Below are 25,085 nucleotides of genomic sequence, written 5' to 3'. Positions count from 1 at the left end.
AAATCCTGGTGACCATCATGCCCATCGATCCCTCGCGTCTGGAAATCCTGTCGGCCCTCACCAAGAAGGTGCTGTGGCTATCGTCGTGGACCATCCACCACGCCAACCATGTCCGGCCGGATTCCTACGGGCTGAAGGTCGGAGGCCATCAGGCCTCAAGCGCTTCGCTGGCGACGATCATGTCGGCGCTGTATTTTGGCGTGCTCAAGCCGGAGGATCGCGTCGCGGTGAAGCCGCACGCCAGTCCGGTGTTTCATGCGATCCAGTATCTGCTCGGGCAGCAGACCCGCGAGAAGCTGGAGAATTTTCGCGGCTTCAAGGGCGCGCAGTCCTATCCCTCGCGGACCAAGGACATCGACGACGTGGATTTCTCCACCGGCTCGGTGGGTCTCGGTGTGGCGCAGACGCTGTTCTCGTCGCTGGTGCAGGATTATGTGAAGTCGCACGGCTGGATGAAGGATCGGCCCGAAGGCCGCATGATCGCGTTGGTAGGTGACGCTGAACTCGACGAGGGCAACATCTTCGAGGCGCTGCTGGAAGGCTGGAAGCAGGGCCTGCGTAACACCTGGTGGGTGATCGACTACAATCGCCAGAGTCTCGACGCGGTGATTCACGAAGGGCTGTGGGAGAAGCTCGAGATCATGTTCCGCAATTTCGGCTGGGATGTGGTGATCGTGAAATACGGCAAGCTGATGCAGGCTGCGTTTGCCGAGCCGGGCGGTGAGGCGCTGCGGAAGTGGATCGATGGCTGCCCGAACCAGATGTATGCGGCGCTGTGCTTTCAGGGTGGTGCTGCGTTCCGCAAGCATCTGCTCGATGATATTGGCGATCAGGGGGCAGTGACGCGCCTGATCGAAAAGCGCACCGACGACGAACTGCTGGCGCTGATGTCGAATCTCGGCGGCCACGACATGGCGAGCATGCTGGAGGCCTTCGAGGCGATCGACCATGATCGGCCGGTGTGCTTCATCGCCTATACGATCAAGGGCGTCGGACTTCCGTTCCAGGGCCACAAGGACAATCACGCCGGGCTGATGACTGTGGCGCAGATGGAAACCTTTCGCGCGGCGCAGAACATCCGTCCCGGTCACGAATGGGATCGGCTGGAAGGCTTGCCGCTCGATCACGCGCGCATCGAAAAATTCCTGAAGGACGTGACGTTTGCGCGTGACGGCGCGCGGCGGCTTGATGCGCCGAAGATTGAGGTGCCGGCAAAGCTCGGCGTGACGCTGACGCCGCGCATGGCGACGCAGCAGGGATTCGGACTGGTGCTGAACGAACTCGCCCGCAGCAATATCAAACTGGCCGAGCGCATCGTCACCACGTCGCCCGATGTGACGGTCTCCACCAATCTCGGCCCGTGGGTGAACCGGCGTGGCCTCTTTGCCATGGCGGAGAACACTGATCTGTTCCGCAAGGAGAAGATTCCGTCGACCTTTGCGTGGGATTATTCGCCGAAAGGCCAGCACATGGAGCTTGGCATCGCGGAGATGAATCTCTTTATCATGCTTTCCGCGCTCGGCCTGTCGCACTCCATTAACGGCGAGCGGCTGCTCCCGGTGGGTACGCTGTACGATCCGTTCATCGAGCGCGGCCTCGATGCATTGAATTACGCCTGTTATCAAGATGCGCGCTTCATGGTGGCGGCGACGCCATCGGGGATCACGCTGGCGCCCGAAGGCGGCGCGCACCAGTCGATCGCAACGCCCTTGATCGGCATGGCGCAGGACGGACTTTCGTCCTTCGAGCCCGCATTCGTCGACGAACTGGCGGTGATCATGCGCTGGGGTTTCGATCACATGCAGCGCGACGACGACGGCGGTTCGGTTTACTTGCGGCTGTCGACGCGTACGCTGGACCAGCCGCAGCGTACGATGACGCTCGAGCTTGAAAGCGACATCGCGGCGGGCGCGTACTGGCTGCGCAAGCCCGGGCCGAACGCCGAGCTCGTGATCGCTTATACTGGTGCTGTTGCGCCGGAAGCTATCGAGGCGACGGGGCTGCTCGGCGAGTCGCGCCGGGATATCGGTCTGCTGGCGGTGACTTCGGCGGATCGGCTTCACGCCGGCTGGACGGCGTCGCGCAAGCTTCGCCGCAGCGGCGGGCCGCGCGAACCGAGTCATATCGAGCGGCTGCTTGCGCCGCTGCCGCGTGACTGCGGGCTCATCACGGTGATCGACGGACATCCGGCGACACTGGCGTGGCTCGGCAGTGTTCACGGCCATCGCGTCGAGGCGCTCGGCGTCGAGAAATTCGGCCAGACCGGCACCATCAATGATCTCTATGGCCACTATGGTCTGGACGCCAACACCATCATTGATGCCGCAGCGAGCCTGACCTTCGGCGCGCCGATCAGGCATCGCAAGATGACGATGTAACCGCGGCGCGTCCGGGCGCTTTAACCACGCGCAACTTCCGGTGCCCGTCCGGTGAAATGCCGAGTTGACCGGACGCGGCAACAGCAGCACCATTGGCTCCTACGGGATAAGGTGCTGAATGACCGAGCTTTCCAACCGCCAGTCCGACATTCTGAACATCGCGCGCGCCTCCGGGCGGGTCACGGTGGAGGATCTGGCGCGGCGCTTTGAAGTGTCGGCGCAGACCATCCGCAAGGACCTGAACGACCTGTGCGACCGCCGCTCGATGACGCGGGTTCATGGCGGCGCGATCATCGCGTCGGGCGTGGAAAACCTCGCTTACGAAGCCCGCCGGTTCGTCGCGGCGGAAGAAAAGAAAGCCATCGGCATTGCGGCGGCGGCGCAAATTCCCAACGGGTGCTCGCTGTTCATCAATATCGGCACTACGACGGAAGAAGTTGCGAGCGCGCTGACGGCGACGCATGAAGATCTGCTGGTCATCACCAACAATCTGAACGTGGCGATGCTGCTGTATCGGCATCCCCGGATCGAGGTCATCGTGGCTGGCGGTACGGTCCGGCGTGCGGACGGAGCAGTGATCGGATCGACTGCGAACAACCTGATCACGCAGTTCAAGGTCGATTACGCCATCGTCGGCGCATCCGCGATCGATGAGGAGGGCGCTTTGCTCGACTTTGATTATCGCGAGGTGCAGGCCGCGCAGGCCATCATCGCCAACGCGCGCAGCGTGATGCTGGTGGCCGACAGCACCAAGCTCAGCCGCAACGCGCCGGTGCGGATCGCGCATCTGAGCCAGATCCATACGTTCGTGACCGATCTGCCGCTCCCGGCCAGGCTTCAGGCCATTTGCAACAGCCGCGGTATCGAGGTGATCGCCGCGATGCCTGACAAGCCAGCCGACGTGGCCTGACGGCCGCTTCCCGCGAGGGGAATGACGCGCGGCAGACTTTCAGGTTGATCACGTTGAGCGGTGGCGCCAAAACCAGCCGCGCTCGCTATCACCACTATAATATATTGATATTACGTCTTTTTTTGCGCATGGCTAGGGCGGGTGCTCGCGAATTCATCACGCCGCTTGCTTTCGTTTATCGTTGTGATTTAATCATAATCGAAAGCGAAATCGCTATAAGTGAAAATAGCGAGCGCCCGGGAGACGCGGTGGGACAGGTTTTCGACCTCGCAATTATTGGTGGAGGGATCAACGGCTGCGGCATTGCCCGCGATGCCGTGGGCCGCGGGAATTCCGTCTTCCTTTGCGAAATGAACGATCTCGCCAGCGGCACCTCGTCCTGGTCGAGCAAGCTGATCCATGGCGGTCTGCGCTATCTCGAATATTACGAGTTCCGTCTCGTTCGCGAGGCGCTGCTGGAGCGGGAAGTGCTCTGGCAGATCGCCCCCCACATCATTCGTCCGCTGCGCTTCGTGCTGCCGCATCATGCCGGGCTGCGTCCGGCCTGGCTGCTGCGGCTCGGTCTTTTCATGTACGACTATCTCGGCGGGCGGCGCCTGCTCCCTGCCACGCGCACGGTTGACCTGAGCCGTGATCCGGTCGGCCAACCGCTGGTCCCCGGCCGCTTCACCAAGGGTTTCGAGTACTCGGACTGCTTCGTCGACGACGCGCGCCTTGTGGTCCTCAACGCGCGCGATGCGGCGGATCGCGGTGCGGTGATCCGCACGCGGACGCGTGCCGTCGAGGCGAGGCGGCAGGGCGATTGCTGGCAGGTTCTGCTGGAGGACACTGTCACCGGTGCGAAAAGCAGCATCCAGGCGCGGGCGCTGGTCAACGCGGGCGGTCCATGGGTCGAGGATGTGTTGAACCGGGGCGCCGGAGTTAATGCCAAGTCCAAAGTCCGTCTGGTTCAGGGCTCGCACATCGTGGTGCCGCGGCTTTACGACCACGATCGCGCCTACACATTCCAGAACGCCGACGGTCGCGTGGTCTTCGTCATTCCGTTTCAAAACGATTTTACGCTGATCGGAACCACCGATCGCGATTACGACGGTGATCCATCCAAGGTCAAGGCCTCGGCGGAGGAAATCGCCTATCTGTGCCAGTCGGTGAATGACTATCTTGCCAAATCCGTGAAGCCCGAAGACGTGGTGTGGGCCTATGCCGGCGTGCGTCCGCTCTATGACGACGGCGCCAGCGAGGCCAAGGCGGCCACTCGGGATTACGTGTTCGAATACGATGCGCCGGGCGGGCTGCCGCTGCTGTCGATCTTCGGCGGCAAGATCACGACCTACCGCCGCTTGTCCGAAGAGGCGCTGGAGCGGCTGGAGCAATATCTTCCCGGAAAAGCAAAGCCCGCGGGCTGGACCGGCACCACGCCGTTGCCCGGTGGCGATCTCGACGTGTCCGCGATCCCGGCACTGGCGGATGAATTGGTCCGCGACAATTCGTTCCTGTCGCGTGCTCTCGCGCTTCGCCTTGCGCACGCCTATGGTACGCGGGCCAGCAAGGTTCTCGACAAGGCATCATCCGCTGCGGACCTCGGACAAGTGTTTGGCGACACGCTGACGGAACGTGAAGTCCGCTACCTGATCGCGCACGAATTCGCGCGTACCGCCGAGGACATTGTCTGGCGACGGTCCAAGCTGGGCCTGCGTCTCTCCGCTGATGAGGTGAAGGCGCTCGACGACTGGATCGCCAAGCATCGCAGCGGTCTCAACACACCGCTGAGGGAAGCCGGAGGCCGCGGATGAGCGTCACCCTCGATCAGGTTTCGCGCGAGGTTAACGGCGTTCCCTGGATTCGAGATGTGACGCTGACGCTTGAGCGCGGCACCTTGAGCGTGCTGCTCGGGCCGACATTGTCAGGCAAGACCTCGATCATGCGGCTGCTGGCCGGGCTCGACAAGCCGACCGCCGGCCGCATCCTTGCCGATGGCAAGGACGTCACCGGCTTCGATGTGCGCAAGCGCTCTGTGGCGATGGTCTATCAGCAGTTTATCAACTATCCGACGCTGTCGGTTTACGAGAATATAGCGTCGCCGCTGCGGGTGCAGGGTGTGGCGCGCGACGAGATCGAAACCCGCGTGCGGGACGCGGCGAAACTGCTCAAGCTGGAGCCTTATCTCAATCGCACGCCGTTGCAGTTGTCAGGCGGCCAGCAGCAACGCACCGCAATCGCGCGGGCGCTGGTCAAGGGCGCGGACCTTGTGCTGCTCGACGAGCCGCTCGCCAATCTCGATTACAAATTGCGCGAGGAATTGCGCACAGAGCTGCCGCGCATTTTTGAAGAGTCCGGCGCGATCTTTGTCTATGCCACAACCGAACCCTCCGAAGCGTTGCTGCTCGGCGGCCGCACGGTCTGCATGGGCGAGGGACAGGCGCTGCAGGTCGGCGCGACCCCGCAGGTCTATCGGCGTCCCGACACGGTGGAAGTGGCGGAGGTGTTTTCCGATCCGCCGCTGAACACTGTCGGCATCGAGAAGAGGAATGGATCGATCATCTATTCTGGCGGCGAGCGCGCCCCGGTGGCTGGTCTTTATGAAGGCCTCAGTGACGGCACCTACAAGGTTGGGTTTCGTGCACACCAGCTCAACGTCGCCGGTGCATCTCCCGGCCGGCATGCGTTCGTTACCACCGTCAGCGTTACCGAGATCACCGGTTCGGAAAGCTTCGTGCATCTCAAGCGCGAGGGCTACAACTGGGTCGCGGTGCTTCCGGGTATTCACGAATTCCTGCCGGGGCAGGATCTCGATGCGATGCTCGACCCGAACGATCTTTTTATTTTCGATCAAGCCGGCCGGCTCGTTGCCGCGCCGACGGCAATGTGAGGACTAGTGATCCGATTCTGACATTCGTATGATACTTTTCGCAGGCACCTTTTACGAATGTCAGAATCAAAGGATCACTAGAATTATAATTAACGAGTGTCCTTTCGAATTCGACGTTCGCTAAGGGACATGCTGCAAATTTGAGCGAACGTCGAATTCGGGACACTCGCATGGCTCGCATCGACCTTGTCGATCTGGCGCATTCCTACGGCGGCGACGCCTATGCGCTGAAACCTATGACCATGACGTGGCGGCAGGGCGGTGCTTATGCGCTGCTCGGACCATCCGGCTGCGGCAAGACCACGCTCCTCAACATTATATCCGGCATTGTCACTCCGTCGCACGGCAAGGTGCTGTTTGACGGCACCGATATCACGCGCTCCACCACGCGCGAGCGCAACATCGCGCAGGTGTTCCAGTTCCCCGTGATCTACGACACCATGACGGTGGGCGAAAACCTCGCGTTCCCGCTCAAGAACCGCGGCCAGCTGCGCAAGGCGATCGATGCCCGCGTCGCCGAGATCGCCAAGTTGCTCGATCTCACGCCCTATCTCGATCGCAAGGCGGTGCGGCTTAGCGCCGACGCGAAGCAGAAGATTTCGCTGGGGCGTGGTCTCGTGCGCTCGGACGTCGCGGCGGTGCTGTTCGACGAACCGCTGACGGTGATTGATCCGCATCTGAAATGGGAACTGCGCTCCAAGCTCAAGGCGCTGCACCAGGCGCTCGATCTGACCATGATCTACGTGACCCACGATCAGACCGAGGCGCTGACCTTTGCCGATACGGTGGTGGTGATGCACGACGGCAGCGTTGTGCAGAGCGGTACGCCAGAAGAGCTGTTCGCCAAGCCTGCGCATACCTTCGTCGGCTATTTCATCGGCTCGCCCGGCATGAACATTGTGCCGGCTGTCGTGAAGGGCAACGAGGGAAGGATTGACGGTCATACCATCCGGCTGAACCGGACCTATGATAGCCTGCCGGTTGGCGCCAAAATCGAAATCGGTGTGCGGCCGGAATTCGTCCATGTCGCGGCGCCCGCGCCGGGTCTGCTCTCGGCGCAGATCGAGCGGATCGACGATCTCGGCCGTGTGCGCTTTGCGCGCGTGCGCATCGGCGATGCCAAATTCGCGGCCAAAGTTCCGAACGGCTTCTCCGTGCCGGACAACACTGCCGGTCTCGTTTTCGATCCTGCTCATATCCACGTCTATGCGGACAGTCTTCTGGTCGAAGGGCGCGCCTGATGGACAAGACGATCAACAACAAGGCCTGGTTCCTGGTGCTGCCGGTGTTCCTGATCGTGGCGTTCTCCGCGATCCTGCCGTTGATGACGGTGGTCAACTACTCGGTGCAGGATACGTTCGGAAATAATCAGTTCTTCTGGAACGGGGTCGGCTGGTTCAAGGAGCTGCTCGATCCCTCGACCGATCTCGGCGACCGGTTCCTGGCCTCACTCGGCCGCAATCTGCTGTTCTCCGCGATCATTCTCGCCATCGAAGTGCCGCTTGGAATTCTGGTCGCGCTGTCGATGCCACGCGAAGGTTGGCGCGTGGCGGCGTGCCTCGTCATTCTCGCGCTGCCGCTGCTGATTCCGTGGAACGTGGTCGGCACCATCTGGCAAATCTTCGGACGTCCCGACATCGGCTTGCTCGGCTATACGCTGAACAAGATGGGGCTGGATTACAATTACGTGTCCAATAGCCTCGATGCGTGGGCGACCATCATCGTCATGGACGTCTGGCACTGGACCAGCCTCGTTGCGTTGCTGTGCTACGCCGGTCTCAAATCCATTCCGGATGCCTATTATCAGGCGGCGCAAATCGACGGCGCATCGCGCTGGGCGGTGTTCACTGCGATCCAGCTGCCGAAGATGAAGCGTGTGCTGCTGATCGCGGTGTTGCTGCGGTTCATGGACAGCTTCATGATCTACACCGAGCCGTTCGTCGTCACCGGCGGCGGCCCGGGCAACTCGACCACTTTCGTCTCGATTGAACTCGTCAAGATCGCCCTCGGCCAGTTCGACCTTGGCAAGGCTGCCGCGCTGTCGATCGTCTACAATCTGGTCATCCTGATCGTGTGCTGGGTGTTTTACACGGTGATGACGAACGCCGATAATGAGCGCGCGCAAACGACGGGAGGTGCGTGATGCATACCATTCCCGGCCGTCGCATCATTATGGTCCTGTTCCTCACCTTCCTGCTGTTGCCGATCTATTGGCTCATCAATATGAGTTTCAAGACCAACACCGAAATCGTCACCACGATGACGTTGTGGCCGAGTAATCCAACGCTGGTTCACTACAGGCGCATCTTCACGGATTCGAGCTGGTACTCCGGATATATCAATTCGCTGCAATACGTCATCATCAATACTGTCATCTCGATCTCCTTCGCGCTGCCTGCCGCCTATGCGTTCTCGCGCTACCGGTTCCTCGGCGACAAGCACCTGTTCTTCTGGCTGTTGTCGAACCGCATGGCGCCGCCGGCGGTATTCGCGCTGCCGTTCTTCAACCTGTATTCGGCGATCAATCTGTTCGATACGCCATGGGCGGTCGCGCTGGCGCATTGCCTTTTCAATGTGCCACTGGCGGTGTGGATACTTGAAGGATTCGTGTCCGGTGTGCCGAAGGAGATCGACGAGACCGCATTCCTCGACGGCTATTCGTTCCCGCGTTTCTTCGTGAAAATCCTGATGCCGCTGATCGCAAGCGGCATCGGGGTCGCAGCGTTCTTCTGCTTCATGTTCTCATGGGTGGAATTGCTGCTGGCTCGGACGCTGACGTCGGTGAACGCCAAGCCGATCGCCGCGACGATGACACGCACTGTTTCGGCGTCCGGAATGGATTGGGGCCTGCTGGCCGCGGCTGGCGTCCTGACCATCATCCCCGGTGCGCTGGTGATCTGGTTTGTCCGCAACTACATCGCGCGCGGTTTCGCGCTGGGCAGGGTGTAACATGGAACACATCGCATGGATGGCCTGGACAGCCCCCACAGCGATCTTCTTCTGCCTGCTGGCGGGAACGCTCGCGACCATGACCTGGCTCGCGTTGCGGTATCCCGAAGCAGAGCGTGTCGGGGTCCTGCGTATTCCGACGACCCGCGGCGATCGGTTGTTCATTTCGCTGATCGCGGCTGCGGTCATTCATCTGTTGTGGATTGCATTTGCGGGCACGAATCCGATTGCGATGCTCCCGATCGGCGAGGGCGTCGAACTATCGAGTTTGTGGATCGCCACTGTGATTTCGCTCGTCTCGGCTGTTGTTATATTTCGCAACGTCTAGCCGTGTGAAAGAGAGGCAGATCCGGGATCAACCCGGACCTGGAGTTGTGTTCAACGGAGGAAATCATGCGACAAGCTACGAAGAGAGATCGTCTTTTGACGATGGCAAGCGCAGTGGCATTGATAGCAGCATCGGCTGCGGTCAGCGCACCTGCTTTCGCCGATGAAGCGGCGGCAAAGAAGTGGATCGATGCCGAATTCCAGCCTTCGACACTGTCGAAGGACGACCAGATGAAGGAGATGCAGTGGTTTATCAAGGCCGCGGAGCCCTTCAAGGGTATGGACATCAACGTTGTCTCCGAAACCATCACCACTCACGAATACGAGTCGGGGACACTGGCGAAAGCTTTCACGGAAATCACTGGCATCAAGATCAAGCACGATCTGATTCAGGAAGGTGACGTTGTCGAAAAGCTGCAAACTCAGATGCAGTCCGGCAAGAACGTCTATGACGGCTGGATCAACGACTCGGACTTGATTGGCACCCACTTCCGGTACAACCAGACCGTGGTCCTTTCGGACTACATGGGGGGCGAAGGCAAGGACGTCACCAACCCGATGCTGGATGTCGATGATTTCATCGGGAAGTCGTTCACCACCGCTCCGGACGGCAAGCTTTATCAGTTGCCCGACCAGCAGTTCGCGAACCTTTACTGGTTCCGCTACGACTGGTTCACCAATCCCGACTACAAGGCGAAGTTCAAGGCCAAGTATGGCTACGAGCTTGGCGTGCCGGTGAACTGGTCGGCCTATGAAGACATCGCCGAGTTCTTCACCAACGACATCAAGGAAATCAACGGCGTCAAGGTCTATGGCCACATGGACTACGGCAAGAAGGACCCGTCGCTCGGCTGGCGGTTCACCGACGCCTGGTTGTCGATGGCCGGTAACGGCGACAAGGGCATTCCGAACGGCAAGCCCGTCGATGAATGGGGCATCCGCATGGAAGGCTGCCGTCCGGTCGGCTCGTCGGTCGAACGCGGCGGCGACACCAACGGACCCGCGGCGGTCTATTCGATCGTCAAGTATCTCGACTGGATGAAGAAGTATGCCCCGCCGCAGGCGCAAGGCATGACCTTCTCCGAGTCGGGCCCGGTGCCTGCGCAAGGCGCGATTGCCCAGCAGATGTTCTGGTACACCGCCTTTACCGCCGACATGGTGAAGCCGGGTCTGCCGGTGGTGAATGCGGACGGTACGCCGAAGTGGCGCATGGCTCCGTCGCCGCATGGCTCGTACTGGAAGGAGGGCATGAAGCTCGGTTATCAGGACGCCGGTTCGGCGACGTTGCTGAAGTCGACGCCTGCGGACCGCCGCAAGGCAGCTTGGCTCTATCTTCAGTTCATCGTCTCCAAGTCGGTGAGCCTGAAGAAGAGCCATGTCGGTCTCACGTTCATTCGTGAATCCGACATCTGGGACAAGTCGTTCACCGAACGCGCGCCCAAGCTCGGCGGTCTGATCGAATTCTACCGCTCGCCTGCGCGCGTGCAGTGGTCTCCGACCGGAAACAACGTGCCGGACTATCCGAAGCTGGCCCAGCTTTGGTGGCAGAACATCGGCGATGCGTCGTCTGGTGCGAAGACCGCGCAGGCGGCGATGGACTCGCTGGCTGCGGCGCAGGACTCGGTGCTTGAACGCCTCGAGAAGTCGGGTGTGCAGGGCGCCTGCGGTCCGAAGCTCAACAAGAAGGAGACGGCTGAGTTCTGGTTCGCGAAGTCGGAGAAGGACGGCAACATCGCTCCGCAGCGCAAGCTCGCGAATGAAAAGCCGAAGGGCGAAACCGTCGACTACGACACGCTGATCAAGTCGTGGCCGGCGTCGCCGCCGAAGCGTGCCGAAGCGAAGTAAGCGGCATCGCACAGATCAAGATGAGAAAGGCTGGGAGAGATCCCGGCCTTTCTCTTTTGATGCAGCGCACTCTGTCGGGTGTTGTTGACAGGCCGTCGCCGTTTGGCTGTACTTCACGCACTGATGACTCCGTGACTTTCTGTATTCAGGAACAAGGAGATCTCGCAGGCGGCACAGAGCCACAACGAGGCTGCGCATTTTCAAGGCGGCCGTTGGCTGTTGCCGACAAGGTTCACGCAAAAACGCATAGCTAATCGACACAAGAAATAGGCGAGGCGATCGCTAGGATCGCGACGTGACCAAGGCGATCGCTAGAATCGCGGCACGTTGGGGGAGGGTAACCGGGGATGCTGGACTTCGTTCAGCAGTTGGTGAGCGGTATTGCGCTCGGCTGTGTCTATGGCCTGATCGCACTTGGCTTTGTCCTTGTTTACAAAGCGACCGAGGTCGTCAACTTCGCGCAAGGCGATCTGATGATGCTGGGCGGCTTCTTCGCCTTCACCTTCATCAGTCTGCTCGGCTTCAACTACTGGCTTGGATTTGTCGCCGCGGTCGGCGCCATGGCGCTGTTCGGAATGCTGGCCGAGCGCCTCGTGGTGCGGCCGATCCTCGGCTATCCGCAGTTTTCCATCATCATGGCGACCATCGGACTTGGCTTCTTCCTGCGCTCGGTCGCGGGAATGATCTGGGGCACCGACGATCTCAAGATCGAGACGCCGTTTAGCCAGGGCGTGCTGCGGCTGGGCAGCCTGGTGCTGGCCTATGACAAGCTTTCGGTGATCGCCGCGACGATTATCCTCTGCGGCGTGCTGTATCTCTTTTTCAACAGGACCACGCTCGGCACTGCGATGCGCGCCAGTTCCGAGAATATGCTCGCGGCCTACTACATGGGCATTCCGGTCAAGCGCGTGGTGTCGATCGTCTGGGCGATCAGCGCCGCGGTCGCGACCTGTGCCGGCGTGCTGCTGGCGCCCATCACCTTCGTCCACTCCAATGTCGGCCTGGTGCTGGGACTGAAGGCTTTTCCGGCCGCTGTGCTCGGTGGATTCGGATCGATCCCCGGCGCGGTGGTCGGCGGAATCCTGATCGGCGTGATCGAAAGCATGGCCGGCTTTTATCTGCCCCAGGGATGGAAGGATGTCGCGCCCTACATCGTGCTGCTCGCGGTACTGCTGCTGAAACCCGAAGGCATTTTCGGGCTTCACACGCGGAAGAAAGTCTGAGGGGCGCCGATGCGGTTTCTTTTCAAGACAGACTATAACGACGACATCCGGCTGATCCCGCATAGCGGATACATCTGGTCCTACGGCGCGCTGCTGGCGCTGCTGCTGATCGCGCCGTTCGTTCTGAGCAGTTATCTCGTCAGCCAGCTCGTTTTCGTCTGCATCTATGCCATCGTCGGCGTCGGGCTGATGATCCTGACGGGGTTCACCGGGCAGGCCTCGCTGGGGCACGCGGCGTTCCTCGCCATCGGAGCCTACACCGCCGCCTATCTTCAGCAGATGGGCGTACCATTCGTCGTCTACTTTCTGGCGGCAGGCGCGCTGACCGGATTGATCGGCGCAATGGTCGGATTTCCGGCATTGCGGCTACAGGGGATCTATCTCGTGATCGCCACCATCTCGTTCGCGCTGATCGTGGAGGAGATTCTGGCGCGCTGGGAAAGCGTCACGCACGGCAACGACGGCATGCGTGTTCGCGCAATCCAGATGTTCGGCGGCAGCATCACGCGCGACAGCCCGACCTTCTATTACATGTGTCTCGGTCTCTTGATCCTGGTCATCCTCGGCACGCTCAACCTGATGCGGTCTCCGACCGGGCGCGCATTCGTCGCCATCCGCGATAGCGAAACCGCAGCCAAGAGCATGGGCATCAACGTCTCACGCTACAAGGTAAAGTCGTTCGCCCTCAGCGCCGCGATCACCGGCTTCGCGGGCGTTCTCTTTGCCCACAAGATGTCCTTCATCAGCCCGGAGATGTTCACACTCCAGCTGTCCATCGAATTTATCATGGTGATCATCATTGGCGGCGTGATCAGCCTGCACGGCGCAGTGCTGGGCGCGATCTTCATCGTGATGGTCGATCCGTTCCTGACCTCCTGAAGGATGACATTCCGGGCGTCGCTGCAGGTCTCGCAGCCACGTTCGGCGCAGGCGTCGAGCAGGTGGCCAGCATCAAGGCGAATGTCGCGGCAATCGCCTCGGCCAATGGCCTGAAGGGCGCGATCTACGGCCTGATCATCATGCTGTTCATCCTGTTCGAGCCCTACGGCATTTATGGCCGCTGGCTCAAGATCAAGCTCTTCTTCCAGCTCTTCCCGCTCTACAAGCGCGCGACCTTCAAGCGGCAGAAGATCTATGTCAAATCGGAGCGGAACCGATGAGCTGTTTCCGCGCCGAAAATCTTTCGCTTCACTTCGGCGGGCTGAAAGCGGTGGATTCCGTCAGCTTCGCGGTGGAGAAGGGCGAGATCCTCTCGATCATCGGTCCCAACGGGGCAGGCAAAAGCTCGATCTTTAACCTGATTTCGCGCCTCTACGAGCCGACCGCGGGCCGGCTTTATTTCGAGGATCAGGACATCACCGAGGAGCCGCCTTACGGCATCGCCAAGCTGGGCATCGCGCGCACCTTCCAGAACATCGAGTTGTTCGAAAATGCCACCGTTCTCAGCAATCTTCTGGTCGGGCGGCACCGGCACTCCACCACCAGCCTCTGGCAGGAACTGTTGTTTCTGCCGAATGTCCGCCGCGACGAAAAAGCGCATCGTCGCCGCGTCGAGCAGGTCATTGATTTCCTTGACCTTGCCGCCCATCGGGACAAGCTCATCTCCGGATTACCCTATGGGGTGCGCAAGGTGATCGAACTGGCCCGCGCGCTGTGCACCGAGCCGAAGCTGATCCTGCTCGACGAACCCTCGTCCGGGCTGAATGTGGAGGAGACCGACGACATGTCGTTCTGGATCCGCGACATGAAGACCGAGCTTGGCATCACCGTGCTGATGGTCGAGCACGACATGACGCTGGTCAATCGCGTCTCCGACCGGGTGATCGCGCTGAACTACGGCAAGGTGCTCGCCATGGGCGCGCCGGCCGAGGTGCAGGCGCATCCCGATGTCGTCGCAGCCTATCTCGGCACATGAGGACGATGTCATGAGCACGCCCGAGACCATTCTCAAGCTCAGCAACATCGAAAGCTATTACGGGCCGATCATGGCCATTCGCGGCATCAGCCTAGAAGTGCCGCGCGGCAAGATCGTCACGTTGCTGGGCGCCAACGGTGCGGGCAAGACCACCGTGCTCAAGACGATTTCCGGCATTCTCGATCCGCAGAAGGGCTCCATCGAATTCAAGGGGCAGCCGATCCAGCGCATGGAGGCCGACAGGATCGTGCGGCTCGGCCTCAGCCACGTGCCGGAAGGCCGCGAGGTGTTTCCGTTCCTCAGTGTACGTGAAAACCTGATGATGGGCGCCTATCCGCGCAAGGATCGCGACGGCGTCGCCGACGATCTGGAGCGGGTCTACGGCTATTTCCCGCGCCTGCGCGAGCGCATCAATCAGCCGGCCGGGCAGCTTTCCGGCGGCGAGCAGCAAATGCTGGCCATCGGCCGCGCGCTGATGAACCGTCCGGCGCTGCTGCTGCTGGACGAGCCGTCGCTCGGGCTGTCGCCGATCCTGGTGAAGGAGATTTTCACGATCATCAAGCGCGTCAATGAAGAGCAGGGCATGTCGATCCTGCTGGTCGAGCAGAACGCGAAGGTGGCGCTGGAGACTGCGGATTACGGGTATGTGCTCGAAATCGGGCGCGTGGTGATGAACGACACCTGCGAGCGCCTGATGATGTCGCAGGACATTCAGGAATTCTACCTCGGCGCCAAGGAAGATGGCGCGCGGGGCGAACGGCGCTGGAAGAAGAAAAAGACTTGGCGATAGAAGTCCGGCGACAAGACCGGGCGTTAAAGGGCAGGAGAGAGTGGCGCTGCGTCGCGAGTACGCAGCGGAAGACAGGGAGCAAGCAATGGCGAGACCCGCAGTGATCACCGTCGCGGATACGATCGCGAAGAGCTTTCTGCTCGCGGTTGAAACGCGTGGCGATAAGCCCGCGATCCGGGAAAAGCATCTCGGCGTCTGGCAATCCACGAGCTGGCGCGAGTGGCTGAAGACAGCCAAGGAAATCGCCTACGCACTTCATGCCGTCGGCTTTCAGCCGGGCGATGTCGCCTCCATCGTCTCGAATGCGACCCCCGAATGGGTCTTTGCCGATATGGGCGTGCTCTGCGTCGGCGGCGTCTCATCCGGCATCTATCCGACGGATTCGACGGCTCAGGTCGAATACCTGATCAACGACTCCCGGACGCGGGTGATTTTCGCCGAAGATGACGAGCAGCTCGACAAGGTGCTGTCGTGCCGCGCCCGGTGCCCGACGCTCGAGAAGATTGTTGTGTTCGACATGGAAGGCCTCAGCGGATTCAGCGATCCGATGGTGATGTCGCTAGACGAATTCATGGCGCTCGGGCGCAACCATATGAACGGCCGCGACGCGCTATGGGACGAGATGATCGCGAGCCGCGGCACGAACGATCTCGCCATTCTGGTCTATACCTCGGGGACCACCGGGCCTCCGAAGGGCGCGATGCATTCCAACCGCAGCGTCACCCACCAGATGCGCTACGCCGACTATCTGCTGGTGCCGACAGATCACGAGGAGCGGCTGGTGTTCCTGCCGCTGTGCCATGTCGCTGAGCGGATAGGCGGCTACTATCTGTCCATCGCGGTCGGCTCGGTGATGAACTTCGCCGAAAGCCCGGAAACCGTGCCGGACAACCTGCGTGAGGTGCAGCCGACCGCATTTCTGGCCGTGCCCCGGATCTGGGAGAAATTCTACTCGGCCATCACCATTGCCCTGAAGGATGCAACGTCGCTCCAGCAGTGGATGTATCGCCACGCGCTCGGCGTCGGACAGCGCCTCACCGAATACAGGCTTGAGGGTGAAACGCCGCCGCTGTCGCTGCGGCTGGCAGGCAAGGCCGCCTATTGGCTGGTGTTCCGCAACATCCGCCGCATGCTCGGGCTCGACCGCGTCCGCATCGCTTTCACCGGTGCTGCGCCGATCTCGCCCGATCTGATCCGCTGGTATCTCGCCATCGGCCTCGACATGCGCGAGGTCTACGGCCAGACCGAGAATTGCGGCGTGGCGACGCTGATGCCCAACGAGCGCATCAAGCTCGGCTCGGTCGGAAAGGCTGCGCCGTGGGGCGAGGTCAAGATCTGCCCGAAAGGGGAAATTCTCATCAAGGGCGATTTCCTGTTCATGGGCTATCTGAACCAGCCGGAGAAAACGGCCGAAACCATCGACGAGAATGGCTGGCTGCATACCGGCGACGTCGGCACCATCGACAACGAGGGCTTTGTCAAGATCACCGACCGGATGAAGGACATCATCATCACGTCCGGCGGCAAGAACATCACACCGTCCGAGATCGAGAACCAGCTCAAGTTCTCGCCCTATATCTCGGACGCGGTGGTGATCGGCGACAAGCGGCCGTTCCTGACATGTCTGGTGATGATCGATCACGAGAACGTCGAGAAGTTCGCGCAGGATTACGACATTCCCTTCACGAACTACGCGAGCTTGTGCCGCGCGCCGGAAATCCAGGATCTCATCAAGCGCGAGATCGAAACCGTCAATGCGAACTTCGCCCGTGTCGAAACCATCAAGAAATTCCATCTGATCGAGCGGCAGTTGACGCCCGAGGATGAGGAGTTGACCCCGACCATGAAGCTGAAACGCAGCTTCGTGAACAAGTCCTACGCAGCCGAGATCGATGCAATGTACCGGGTGAGCGCTGTGGCGTAAGCTCCCCCGTTACTATTGCGTCACAAGAAGCGCATTCCGCGGCCCGCAGGGGCCGCTCAGCGGCGAAGGTAACAAGGCCCGGCCTTCGCTGAATATGGGCCAACAGAGAGGAGACCGTTATGTCGAAATCGTTCAAGGCGTTGGGCCTTGCGGTGGGCGCGCTCGCGCTGACCCAGTCGCCGGCCTTCGCACAGACCAAAGTGACCAACGAGGGCATCTCACCGACCGAGATCGTCGTCGGATCGCATCAGGATTTGTCCGGCCCGATCAAGGTCTGGGGCGTGCCGGTGTCCAACGGCATGAAGATGGCGACGGACGAAATCAATGCCGCCGGCGGCATCAACGGCCGCAAGATCAAGCTGATCATGGAAGACAGCGGTTACGATCCGAAGCGCGCGGTGCTGGCGTCGCAGAAGATGATCGAGAAGGACAAGGTCTTCGCCATGGTTGGCCCGATGGGCTCGCCGACTGTTCTTGCCGCGCAGGACATCCTGTTCGATGCGGGCGTCTTGCAGCTCTTCCCGCTGACGGCGGCGGAGTTCACGTTCAAGTTCGATCCGGCCAAGCCGCAGGAGAGGCTGAAGTTCAACAACATCCTGCCGTACGTCGAAAGCACGCGGGCTGCGATCAAGCACATGGTGGAGTGGAAGAAGTTCACCAAGCCCTGCATCATGCATCAGGACGACGAATACGGTAAGAGCGTGCTCGATGGCTTCAACCAGCAGACGGCAGCGATGAAGCTGACGCCGGCGTCGGTGACCAGCTACAAGCGCGGCGCATCCGATTTCAGCGCGCAGGTCGCGAAGATGAAGGCCGACGGCTGTGATCTTGTGGTGCTCGGAACTGTGATCCGCGAAACCATCGGCGCGATGGGAGAGGCCAAGAAACTCGGTTGGGATGTGACGTTCCTCGGCGCGACACCGACCAACGTGCTCGAAGTGCCCGCGCTCGGCAAGGACGCCGTCGAAGGCCTCTATGCCGCCGCCGGCTTCGAGATTCCGTATGAAGACACCGCCAAGGGCAAGGTGAAGGACTGGCTGACGAACTACAAGAAGGCGTTCGGCACCGACGCCAACACGCAGGCTATCATCGGTTACAACGCCATGATGACCTTCGCTCACTATGCGAACAAGGCAGGCAAGGATCTGACCGGCGCGAAGATGCTGGATTCGCTCGAGTCCGGTGACGTGTTCAATGACATCTTCAACTCGCCGCCGACCAAGTTCTCGAAGACGAACCACCTCGCCACCACGGTAACGCAGGTCCAGCAGGTCAAAGGTGGCCGCTGGGTTCTGGTGAAGGATGGCCTGATGTTCTGAGCAATCTGTTCTGAGTGACATCGCGTGCGCGGGTTGCCCGCGCACGCGATTTTATTTACGGTCCGGCTCCAACAAAGAGCCAACATGCCCAATGACGATTGAAAGTGCGATCAAGACCGGCATCGCGTGCTGGTTTCCGGGAGCCACAGGCATCGATCGCCTGGCTCAACTGTCCGGCGGCGCAAGTCAGGAGACCTGGTCGTTCGACGTCCTGCATCCATCCGGAAACATCGCTGTTATTCTGCGCCGCGCGCCATCGGGCTATGGCGCCGCACCGGGCCGCGCTGCCGGGCTGGAGGCCGAAGCGGTTCTGATGCAGCAGGCTTGTGAAGCGGGAATACCGTCCCCGCGCGTGCGTTACGTACTGCGCGGGGAGGATAGCCTCGGCAGTGGCTTCATCATGGATCGCGTCGAGGGCGAGACCATCCCGCGCAAGATCCTGCGCGATGCGGAGTTCGCCAACGCGCGCAATATGCTGGCGAGCCAGCTCGGTACGGTGATTGCTGGCATTCATGCTTTGGAAAAATCCCGGCTTCCGAAACTGCGGCTGATGACGGTCGCGGGCGAACTCGACGACCTCGCGGCGGAATACAAATCGTTCGACTGGCCGCGTCCGGTGTTCGATCTGGCGCTGCGGTGGCTGCACGACAACGCGCCTGCACCAGCGGACTCGGTGACGCTGGTACACGGCGATTTCCGCCACGGCAATCTCATCATCGGGCCTGAGGGCATTCGCGCGGTACTCGACTGGGAGCTGGCGCATTTTGGCGATCCGATGGAAGACCTCGGCTGGATCTGCGTGAACTCGTGGCGGTTCGGCGAAATCGACAAGCCGGTCGGCGGGCTTGGATCGCGCGAGGACTTGTTCGCGGCGTATGAAGCCGCAGCGGGCCGCGCCGTCGACGTGCCGCGTGTGATGTTCTGGGAAACGCTGGGCACCTTGCGGTGGGGCATTATGTGTTGCGGCATGATGCAGCGGTTTCGCGCCGGCCCCGATTATTCCATGGAGCGCGCCATGATCGGCCGCCGTGCCTCGGAAACCGAAATTGATTTGTTGCGGCTGCTGGCGCCGCGTCGCCGCGCATGACAAAGGATGTATGAGATGCAGGATCAACCGACGCCGGTCGAACTGATCAACGCGGTTGCGGAGTTTCTCCGTGCCGACGTCGCGCCGCAATTGTCCGGGCACGCGGCATTCAAGCTGCGCGTCGGGCTCAACGCGCTCGATCTGGTCGTGCGGCAGCTTACGCATGAAGCATCCGGCGATGCGGCCGAGATCGAGCGGCTGTCAAAGCTGCTCGGCACGTCCGGTTCGCTCGACGACCTCAACCGTCTCTTGTCGGCGCGTATCGCAAGCGGCGAGATGGGCTTCCAGACGCCGGGACTTACCGAACACGTCTGGCAGACCACGATGGACAAGCTGGCCATCGACCAGCCGAACTATGCGTCCTACAAGCGGGAGCGGGACGGAAGCTAGGAGCGTCAGCGACGAAGCAATCCAGTTTTCCTTGTGGCTCTGGATTGCTTCGCTTCGCTCGCAATGACGCTGAACTGATTTATCGTAGTCGATGAAAGATCAGCGCCCCTTCCATTGCGGCGGGCGCTTTTCCGCGAAGGCCTTGGGCCCTTCGATGTAGTCTTCGGACGCGCCAAGCGCCTTGACGGCCGGATAATCGAACTGTTCCGCCAGCGCCTGTTCCAGTGACACGCCGAGGCCGCGATGCATCGTCTGCTTCGAGGCGCGGATCGACATCGGGCCGTTCTGCAGGATGAGATTGGCCCAGCGCTCCGCAGCCGCGAGCGCTTCGCCCTTTGGAACGACTTCGTTGACGAAGCCAAGCTCAAGTCCTTCGCGGGCCGGAACATGGCGTCCGGTCAGGATCATGCCCATGGCGCGCTTGAGGCCGATCAGGCGTGGCAGGCGGTGCAGTCCGCCGGCGAGGGCAGCGAGGCCGACACGCGGCTCGGGCAGGGCGAAGGTCGCGTTTTCCGACGCGATGATCAGGTCGCAGGCCAGCGCGATTTCAAAGCCGCCGCCCATCGCCACGCCGTTGACGGCGGCAATGATCGGCTTGTCACAATCGAAGCGGTGGGTCAGTCCTGCGAATCCGCTGGTATCCCAGCCGCGCTGGCCGCCCTGGGCCTGCCACTTCAGGTCGTTGCCTGCGGAAAACGCCCGGTCACCCGCACCCGTCACGATTGCGATCCATTGATCGGGGTCCTTGTTGAACTCGTCAAAAACGCGATGCATTTCAAAGTGCATCGGCGAATGCACGGCGTTCATTACCTCGGGACGATTGAGCGTGACGATGGTCAGCGGACCTCTGCGGTCCACCTTGGCGAATTCATAGGCCATGAGCGATTTCCTTACGCTGCGTTGCAACACTTGAGCGATGTTGTCGTGCCTTAAATAGACAGCAAAGAAGCCGCTTCACAAATTAATTAAGCGCTTGACTAACGCGCCGCGTCTTACCTTAATTCCCAACCATCGTCGGCTCTCGCGAGCAGCGCGGCGGAACAAAAACAAAGTCCGGGGATGGACGTCTGGGAGTCGCGCGTTGGATTTCTCGCTGCCTGACGATTTGACCGCTTATCTGTCCGAGCTCGATCGCTTTATCGATCAGAAGGTTAAGCCGCTTGAGCAGCGCGACGACAACATCCGCTTCTTCGATCATCGCCGCGAATGGGCGCGGACGGATTTCGACAAGGGCGGCCTGCCGCGCCACGAATGGGAAGACCTGCTGCGTCAGGCCAAAAATCTTGCCGATGAAGCCGGGCATCTGCGCTTCGCGATTCCTGCGCGCTACGGCGGCAAGAACGGCTCCAATCTCTGGATGGCGGTGATCCGCGAGCATTTCGCTGCCAAGGGCCTCGGCCTGCACAACGATTTGCAGAACGAGCATTCCATCGTCGGCAACTTTCCGCTGGTGACGATGCTGGATCGCTACGGCCGCGACGACCAGAAGGCGATGATCGAAGGCTCGCTCACCGGCAAGTACCGCATCACCTTCGGCCTCACGGAACCCGATCATGGATCGGACGCCACCCACATGGAAACGCGGGCAGTGCAGGCCACGCGCGACGGCGTCAGCGGGTGGGTGATCAATGGCGAAAAGATGTGGACCACCGGTATGCATGTCGCCACCCACTGCGCGACGTTCGCGCGCACGTCGGGCAACGACGGCGATGCGCGGGGCATCACATGCTTCCTCGTGCCCGCAAGCGCCAAGGGCGTGAAGGTCGAAGAATATCTCTGGACCTTCAACATGCCGACCGACCACCCGCGCGTCAGCTTCACAGACGTGTTCGTGCCGGACGATGCGCTGTTCGGCGAAGTCGGCCGCGGCCTGTCGCTGGCGCAATGCTTCGTGCATGAGAACCGGATTCGCCAGGCTGCCAGTTCGCTCGGTGCCGCCGTCTACTGCATCAATGAGAGCGTGCATTACGCGCGCGAGCGCAAGCCGTTCGGCCACGCGCTGGCCGAGAACCAGGCGATCCAGTGGCCGCTGGTGGAGCTTGCGACGCAGGCGGAGATGCTGCGCCTTCTGATCCGAAAGACCGCGTGGGAAATGGACCGCATGACGCAGGCGGAAGTCGAGCACCGGCTGTCCGACAAGGTGTCGATGTGCAATTTCTGGGCGAACCGGCTGTGCTGCGAAGCGGCGGATCGCGCCATGCAGGTGCATGGCGGCATGGGCTACTCGCGGCACAAGCCGTTCGAGCACATTTATCGCCATCATCGGCGCTATCGCATTACCGAGGGCAGCGAGGAAATCCAGAAGCGCAAGGTCGCCGGATTTCTGTTCGGCTATATGGGCGCGGGGAAATTCGAGACGACGGAGAAGAGCCGCTAGTTCAGGTTTCACAAGAGGCGAACAATCGCCCGTGAAGAAATGTTTCTGGAGGAAACGATGCGCAGGTGTACGTCTGGCCGGTCCGACCGGTTCATGCTGATCAGTTCGGAGCGGGTGTTCTACGCCGGGCTGCACGGCAAGCCCTCGGTGCGTACGCTCGGTGCGCTCGCGGTCTGCGTGCCGCTGCATGGCACCGCGCGTCTAGAAATCGAAGGCCAGCCGCCGCGCATTGGCGAAATCCTCGCCGTCCCGGCTTACCTGCCGCACAAGATCACGTCGGAGTCCCGCGAAATCCTTGGGCTGCTGATCGAGCCTGAGTCAGTCTGCGACGAAGATCTCGCCGAGACCATTTGCCAGTGCGACGATCCGGTCGCCGCCAGCCGGCTAGCCGCACGCTTCCGCGAGATCTATGCGACCATGGCGCTGAGCGGCACGAGCGGTTTCACCTCGGCGGATTTCGACCAGATCTTTCTCCAGCGCCGCCTGAAGCAGCGCGATCTGGATACGCGCATATCGACCGTCGTGTCGCGGTTTCAGGCGAAACCGTCCAGCAGCATCTCGGGTGATGATTGCGCGAACGGCGTCAAGCTGTCGCTGTCGCGCTTCCTGCATCTGTTCAAGGACGAGACCAGCATGAACTTCAAGACCTTCCGCGCCTGGAAGCGCGCGCGGAATATACTGCATCACGTCAATGTCGAGCGAAACCTCGCGCATTTTGCGCTCGATGCCGGCTATCCGGATTCGACGCATTTTAGCCACTCGCTGCGCCGCATTTATGGACTGCAGCCGAGTGCGCTTTTTTCCGGCTCGCGGCGGCTGCAGATCATCAACGGCCGGGATGTTGTGAGCGACGCAATGGGAATACGGGCTTAGGTAGCCGCGCGCACGCGTGGCGCGACGCCTTGCTCGGCGCCGGCTTTGTCCTGCGCCGCGATCGCCTTGCGGAATCCCTCGCGCTGCTTGAGCCGCCCCCAATAGGTGGCAACGGCCGGAGTGAACTGCGCGGACAGGCCGTTGGATTGCGCGAACATCAGCGCGTATCCGACCGAAATGTCTGCCGCGGTGAAGCGCCCCGCGCAAACCGTCTCCGATTCGGACACAGTGGTTTCGAGCGAGCGCAGCCGCGCCAGAAACCAGCGCGCATAATCGGCGGCGGCCTGCGGGTTCCTGCGTTCCTCCGGCTCAAGCTGTGCGTAACGGAAATAGATGGTCTGCGGGAACGTCAGCGTGGCTTCGCCGAAAAACAGCCAGTTCAGATACGAGCCATAAGCGGGTTCATCGACCGCGACGTTGAGGGGCGTAGGGCCATATTTGGTCACGAGGTAGTGGCAGATCGCGGAGGACTCGGTCATCCGGGTCTCGCCGTCGATCAGCAGCGGGATGGTGCCCAGCGGATTCAGTTCGAGATATTCGCGCTTCAGAAACCGCGGCGGAAACGGCAGCATCTTCAGTTCGTAGGGGATACCGACTTCTTCCAGCGTCCAGAGCGGACGGAAAGAGCGCGCGCTGGCGCAATGATAAAGCGTGAGCATGTCGGACGTTTCCCTTGCTTCTCGGCGTTATACAGCGCGGATCGTAGGCCGAGGCAAGCGCTTACTGCTCCGGCCGGGTTCTTATTGCTCTGGCAGCGTACCCATGTACTTGCACAGCACGCTGAGCATGACTTCATCCGCGCCGCCGCCGATCGAGGTCAGCCGCCGGTCGCGATAGGCGCGGCTGACGCGGGTTTCGTTCATGAAGCCCATGCCGCCCCAGTATTGCAGGCAGGCGTCGGGAATTTCCCGGCCCAGGCGACCGGCCTTCAGTTTTCCCATCGTGGCCAATGGGGTCACATCATTCCCGGCAATGTATTCCTCGCAGGCGCGATAGAGCAGGGAGCGCAGCAGTTCGACTTCGGTTTTCAGTTCCGCGAGCCGGAAGTGGATCACCTGATTATCCAGCAGGGGCTTTCCGAACGCCTTGCGGGCGCGGGTGTATTCGATGGTTTCATCGATGGTCTTTTCGTGGGATTTCAGGCATGCCGCCACCGCCCACAGCCGCTCCTCCTGGAATTGCATCATCTGGTAGGTGAAGCCCTTGCCTTCGTCGCCGATGCGGTTGCGCTTCGGCACGCGCACGTCGGTAAATTTGATTTCCGCCGTGTCCGAGCAATGCATGCCGAGCTTGTCGAGCTTGCGCAGAACCTCCACACCCTTGGTTTTCATCGGCAGGCAGATCAGCGACTTGTTGCGATGAGCCGGGCCATCGCCGGTATTGGCGAGCAGGCACATCCAGTCGGCCTGCGTGCCGTTGGTAATCCACATTTTGCCGCCGTTGATGACATAGTCGTCGCCGTCGGAGCGGGCGGTGGTCTTGATCGAGGCGACGTCGGATCCTGCGCCCGGCTCCGAGACACCGATACAGGCCACATAGTCACCTGCGATGGACGGTGCGAGAAACTCGCGCTTCATCTCGTCCGATCCGAACCGCGCCAGCGCGGGCGTCGCCATGTCGGTCTGCACGCCGATCGACATGCCGACGCCGCCCGCGTTGATCGCGCCGAGTTCTTCCGCCATCACCATGCCGTAGCTGTAGTCGAGACCCGCGCCGCCGTATTCGACGGGCTTGCACAGGCCGAGCAGGCCGAGGTCGCCCATCTTCTTGAACACCTGATGCGCCGGGTAGATTTCATTGCGCTCCCATTCATCGACGAACGGATTGATCTCGTTCTTGATGAACTGCTGCATGGTGCGGCGGATGGCGTCGTGTTCCTGCGTGAACTGCATTGCGTTTCCTGATGTTT

At 61.1% G+C, this 25,085-nt stretch carries 21 protein-coding genes and 1 pseudogene; 19 read left to right on the top strand and 3 right to left on the bottom strand.

Annotated features, from left to right (window positions below; translation table 11 throughout):
* Window positions 1-17 precede the first annotated feature (17 nt).
* The 17 genes and pseudogenes from BN32_RS11265 to BN32_RS11185 all read left to right on the top strand — a co-directional run bounded on the left by BN32_RS11265 (window position 18) and on the right by BN32_RS11185 (window position 19,926).
* Window positions 18-2,378 carry a transketolase gene (locus tag BN32_RS11265; protein WP_019198296.1) on the top strand — a complete coding sequence of 787 codons (2,361 nt, stop codon included), beginning with the start codon at window positions 18-20 and terminating at the stop codon, window positions 2,376-2,378.
* 118 nt (window positions 2,379-2,496) lie between these two features.
* Entirely contained in the window at window positions 2,497-3,288 is a 792-nt protein-coding gene (locus tag BN32_RS11260; protein WP_019198295.1) for a DeoR/GlpR family DNA-binding transcription regulator, read from the top strand.
* A gap of 248 nt (window positions 3,289-3,536) precedes the next feature.
* Window positions 3,537-5,081 (top strand): glycerol-3-phosphate dehydrogenase, encoded by a 1,545-nt coding sequence (gene glpD / locus BN32_RS11255; protein ID WP_019198294.1) that lies wholly within the window; start codon window positions 3,537-3,539, stop codon window positions 5,079-5,081.
* The gene (locus BN32_RS11250) at window positions 5,078-6,157 is read left to right on the top strand and encodes an ABC transporter ATP-binding protein (RefSeq protein WP_019198293.1); all 1,080 of its coding nucleotides are present in this window, start codon (window positions 5,078-5,080) and stop codon (window positions 6,155-6,157) included. The genes glpD and BN32_RS11250 overlap by 4 nt, the downstream gene beginning before the upstream one ends.
* A gap of 170 nt (window positions 6,158-6,327) precedes the next feature.
* Window positions 6,328-7,398, top strand: coding sequence for an ABC transporter ATP-binding protein (locus BN32_RS11245; protein WP_019198292.1), 1,071 nt, complete (start codon window positions 6,328-6,330; stop codon window positions 7,396-7,398).
* Window positions 7,398-8,300 (top strand): carbohydrate ABC transporter permease, encoded by a 903-nt coding sequence (locus BN32_RS11240; protein ID WP_019198291.1) that lies wholly within the window; start codon window positions 7,398-7,400, stop codon window positions 8,298-8,300. The genes BN32_RS11245 and BN32_RS11240 overlap by 1 nt, the downstream gene beginning before the upstream one ends.
* Entirely contained in the window at window positions 8,300-9,106 is an 807-nt protein-coding gene (locus BN32_RS11235; RefSeq protein WP_019198290.1) for a carbohydrate ABC transporter permease, read from the top strand. The genes BN32_RS11240 and BN32_RS11235 overlap by 1 nt, the downstream gene beginning before the upstream one ends.
* Window position 9,107: 1 nt before the next feature.
* Window positions 9,108-9,434 (top strand): DUF2160 domain-containing protein, encoded by a 327-nt coding sequence (locus BN32_RS11230; protein ID WP_019198289.1) that lies wholly within the window; start codon window positions 9,108-9,110, stop codon window positions 9,432-9,434.
* A 65-nt stretch (window positions 9,435-9,499) separates the two neighbouring features.
* Window positions 9,500-11,278 (top strand): ABC transporter substrate-binding protein, encoded by a 1,779-nt coding sequence (locus BN32_RS11225; protein WP_082773536.1) that lies wholly within the window; start codon window positions 9,500-9,502, stop codon window positions 11,276-11,278.
* A 347-nt stretch (window positions 11,279-11,625) separates the two neighbouring features.
* Window positions 11,626-12,501, top strand: a complete 876-nt coding sequence (locus BN32_RS11220) for a branched-chain amino acid ABC transporter permease (protein WP_019198287.1) — start codon at window positions 11,626-11,628, stop codon at window positions 12,499-12,501.
* Window positions 12,502-12,510: 9 nt separating this feature from the next.
* Window positions 12,511-13,661 (top strand): annotated as a pseudogene (locus BN32_RS11215) (branched-chain amino acid ABC transporter permease).
* Window positions 13,658-14,416, top strand: coding sequence for an ABC transporter ATP-binding protein (locus tag BN32_RS11210; protein WP_019198286.1), 759 nt, complete (start codon window positions 13,658-13,660; stop codon window positions 14,414-14,416). Before BN32_RS11215 ends, BN32_RS11210 begins: the two are co-directional and overlap by 4 nt.
* 10 nt (window positions 14,417-14,426) lie before the next feature.
* Complete coding sequence (locus BN32_RS11205; protein WP_040426303.1) at window positions 14,427-15,206, top strand: ABC transporter ATP-binding protein; 780 nt, start codon at window positions 14,427-14,429, stop codon at window positions 15,204-15,206.
* Window positions 15,207-15,291: 85 nt separating this feature from the next.
* Complete coding sequence (locus BN32_RS11200) at window positions 15,292-17,130, top strand: AMP-dependent synthetase/ligase (protein ID WP_040425652.1); 1,839 nt, start codon at window positions 15,292-15,294, stop codon at window positions 17,128-17,130.
* 119 nt (window positions 17,131-17,249) lie between these two features.
* Window positions 17,250-18,449, top strand: coding sequence for an ABC transporter substrate-binding protein (locus BN32_RS11195; RefSeq protein WP_019198283.1), 1,200 nt, complete (start codon window positions 17,250-17,252; stop codon window positions 18,447-18,449).
* Window positions 18,450-18,540: 91 nt separating this feature from the next.
* Window positions 18,541-19,536, top strand: a complete 996-nt coding sequence (locus BN32_RS11190) for a phosphotransferase family protein (RefSeq protein ID WP_019198282.1) — start codon at window positions 18,541-18,543, stop codon at window positions 19,534-19,536.
* A gap of 15 nt (window positions 19,537-19,551) precedes the next feature.
* Window positions 19,552-19,926 (top strand): DUF6285 domain-containing protein, encoded by a 375-nt coding sequence (locus BN32_RS11185; RefSeq protein WP_040426299.1) that lies wholly within the window; start codon window positions 19,552-19,554, stop codon window positions 19,924-19,926.
* Window positions 19,927-20,025: 99 nt separating this feature from the next.
* Here BN32_RS11185 and BN32_RS11180 read toward each other — a convergent pair whose 3' ends face one another.
* Window positions 20,026-20,805: an enoyl-CoA hydratase-related protein gene (locus tag BN32_RS11180; RefSeq protein WP_019198280.1), complete on the bottom strand. Its 780-nt coding sequence runs from the start codon at window positions 20,803-20,805 to the stop codon at window positions 20,026-20,028.
* A 202-nt stretch (window positions 20,806-21,007) separates the two neighbouring features.
* Between BN32_RS11180 and BN32_RS11175 the strand changes: the two genes are divergently transcribed.
* Both BN32_RS11175 and BN32_RS11170 read left to right on the top strand, forming a co-directional pair.
* Entirely contained in the window at window positions 21,008-22,303 is a 1,296-nt protein-coding gene (locus BN32_RS11175; protein WP_019198279.1) for an acyl-CoA dehydrogenase family protein, read from the top strand.
* Between the two features lie 57 nt (window positions 22,304-22,360).
* The gene (locus BN32_RS11170; protein ID WP_040426298.1) at window positions 22,361-23,176 is read left to right on the top strand and encodes a helix-turn-helix domain-containing protein; all 816 of its coding nucleotides are present in this window, start codon (window positions 22,361-22,363) and stop codon (window positions 23,174-23,176) included.
* On the opposite strand, the gene BN32_RS11165 is transcribed toward BN32_RS11170, so the two are convergent.
* Together BN32_RS11165 and BN32_RS11160 are read right to left on the bottom strand one after the other, a co-directional pair.
* Window positions 23,173-23,835, bottom strand: a complete 663-nt coding sequence (locus BN32_RS11165) for a glutathione S-transferase family protein (protein WP_019198277.1) — start codon at window positions 23,833-23,835, stop codon at window positions 23,173-23,175. The genes BN32_RS11170 and BN32_RS11165 overlap by 4 nt on opposite strands.
* A gap of 81 nt (window positions 23,836-23,916) precedes the next feature.
* Window positions 23,917-25,068, bottom strand: a complete 1,152-nt coding sequence (locus BN32_RS11160) for an acyl-CoA dehydrogenase family protein (RefSeq protein ID WP_019198276.1) — start codon at window positions 25,066-25,068, stop codon at window positions 23,917-23,919.
* Between the last annotated feature and the right edge of the window lie 17 nt (window positions 25,069-25,085).

This window comes from Afipia birgiae 34632 (assembly GCF_000308295.2).
Classification (GTDB): domain Bacteria; phylum Pseudomonadota; class Alphaproteobacteria; order Rhizobiales; family Xanthobacteraceae; genus Afipia; species Afipia birgiae.
This window is presented reverse-complemented; position numbering and strand designations above follow the sequence as displayed.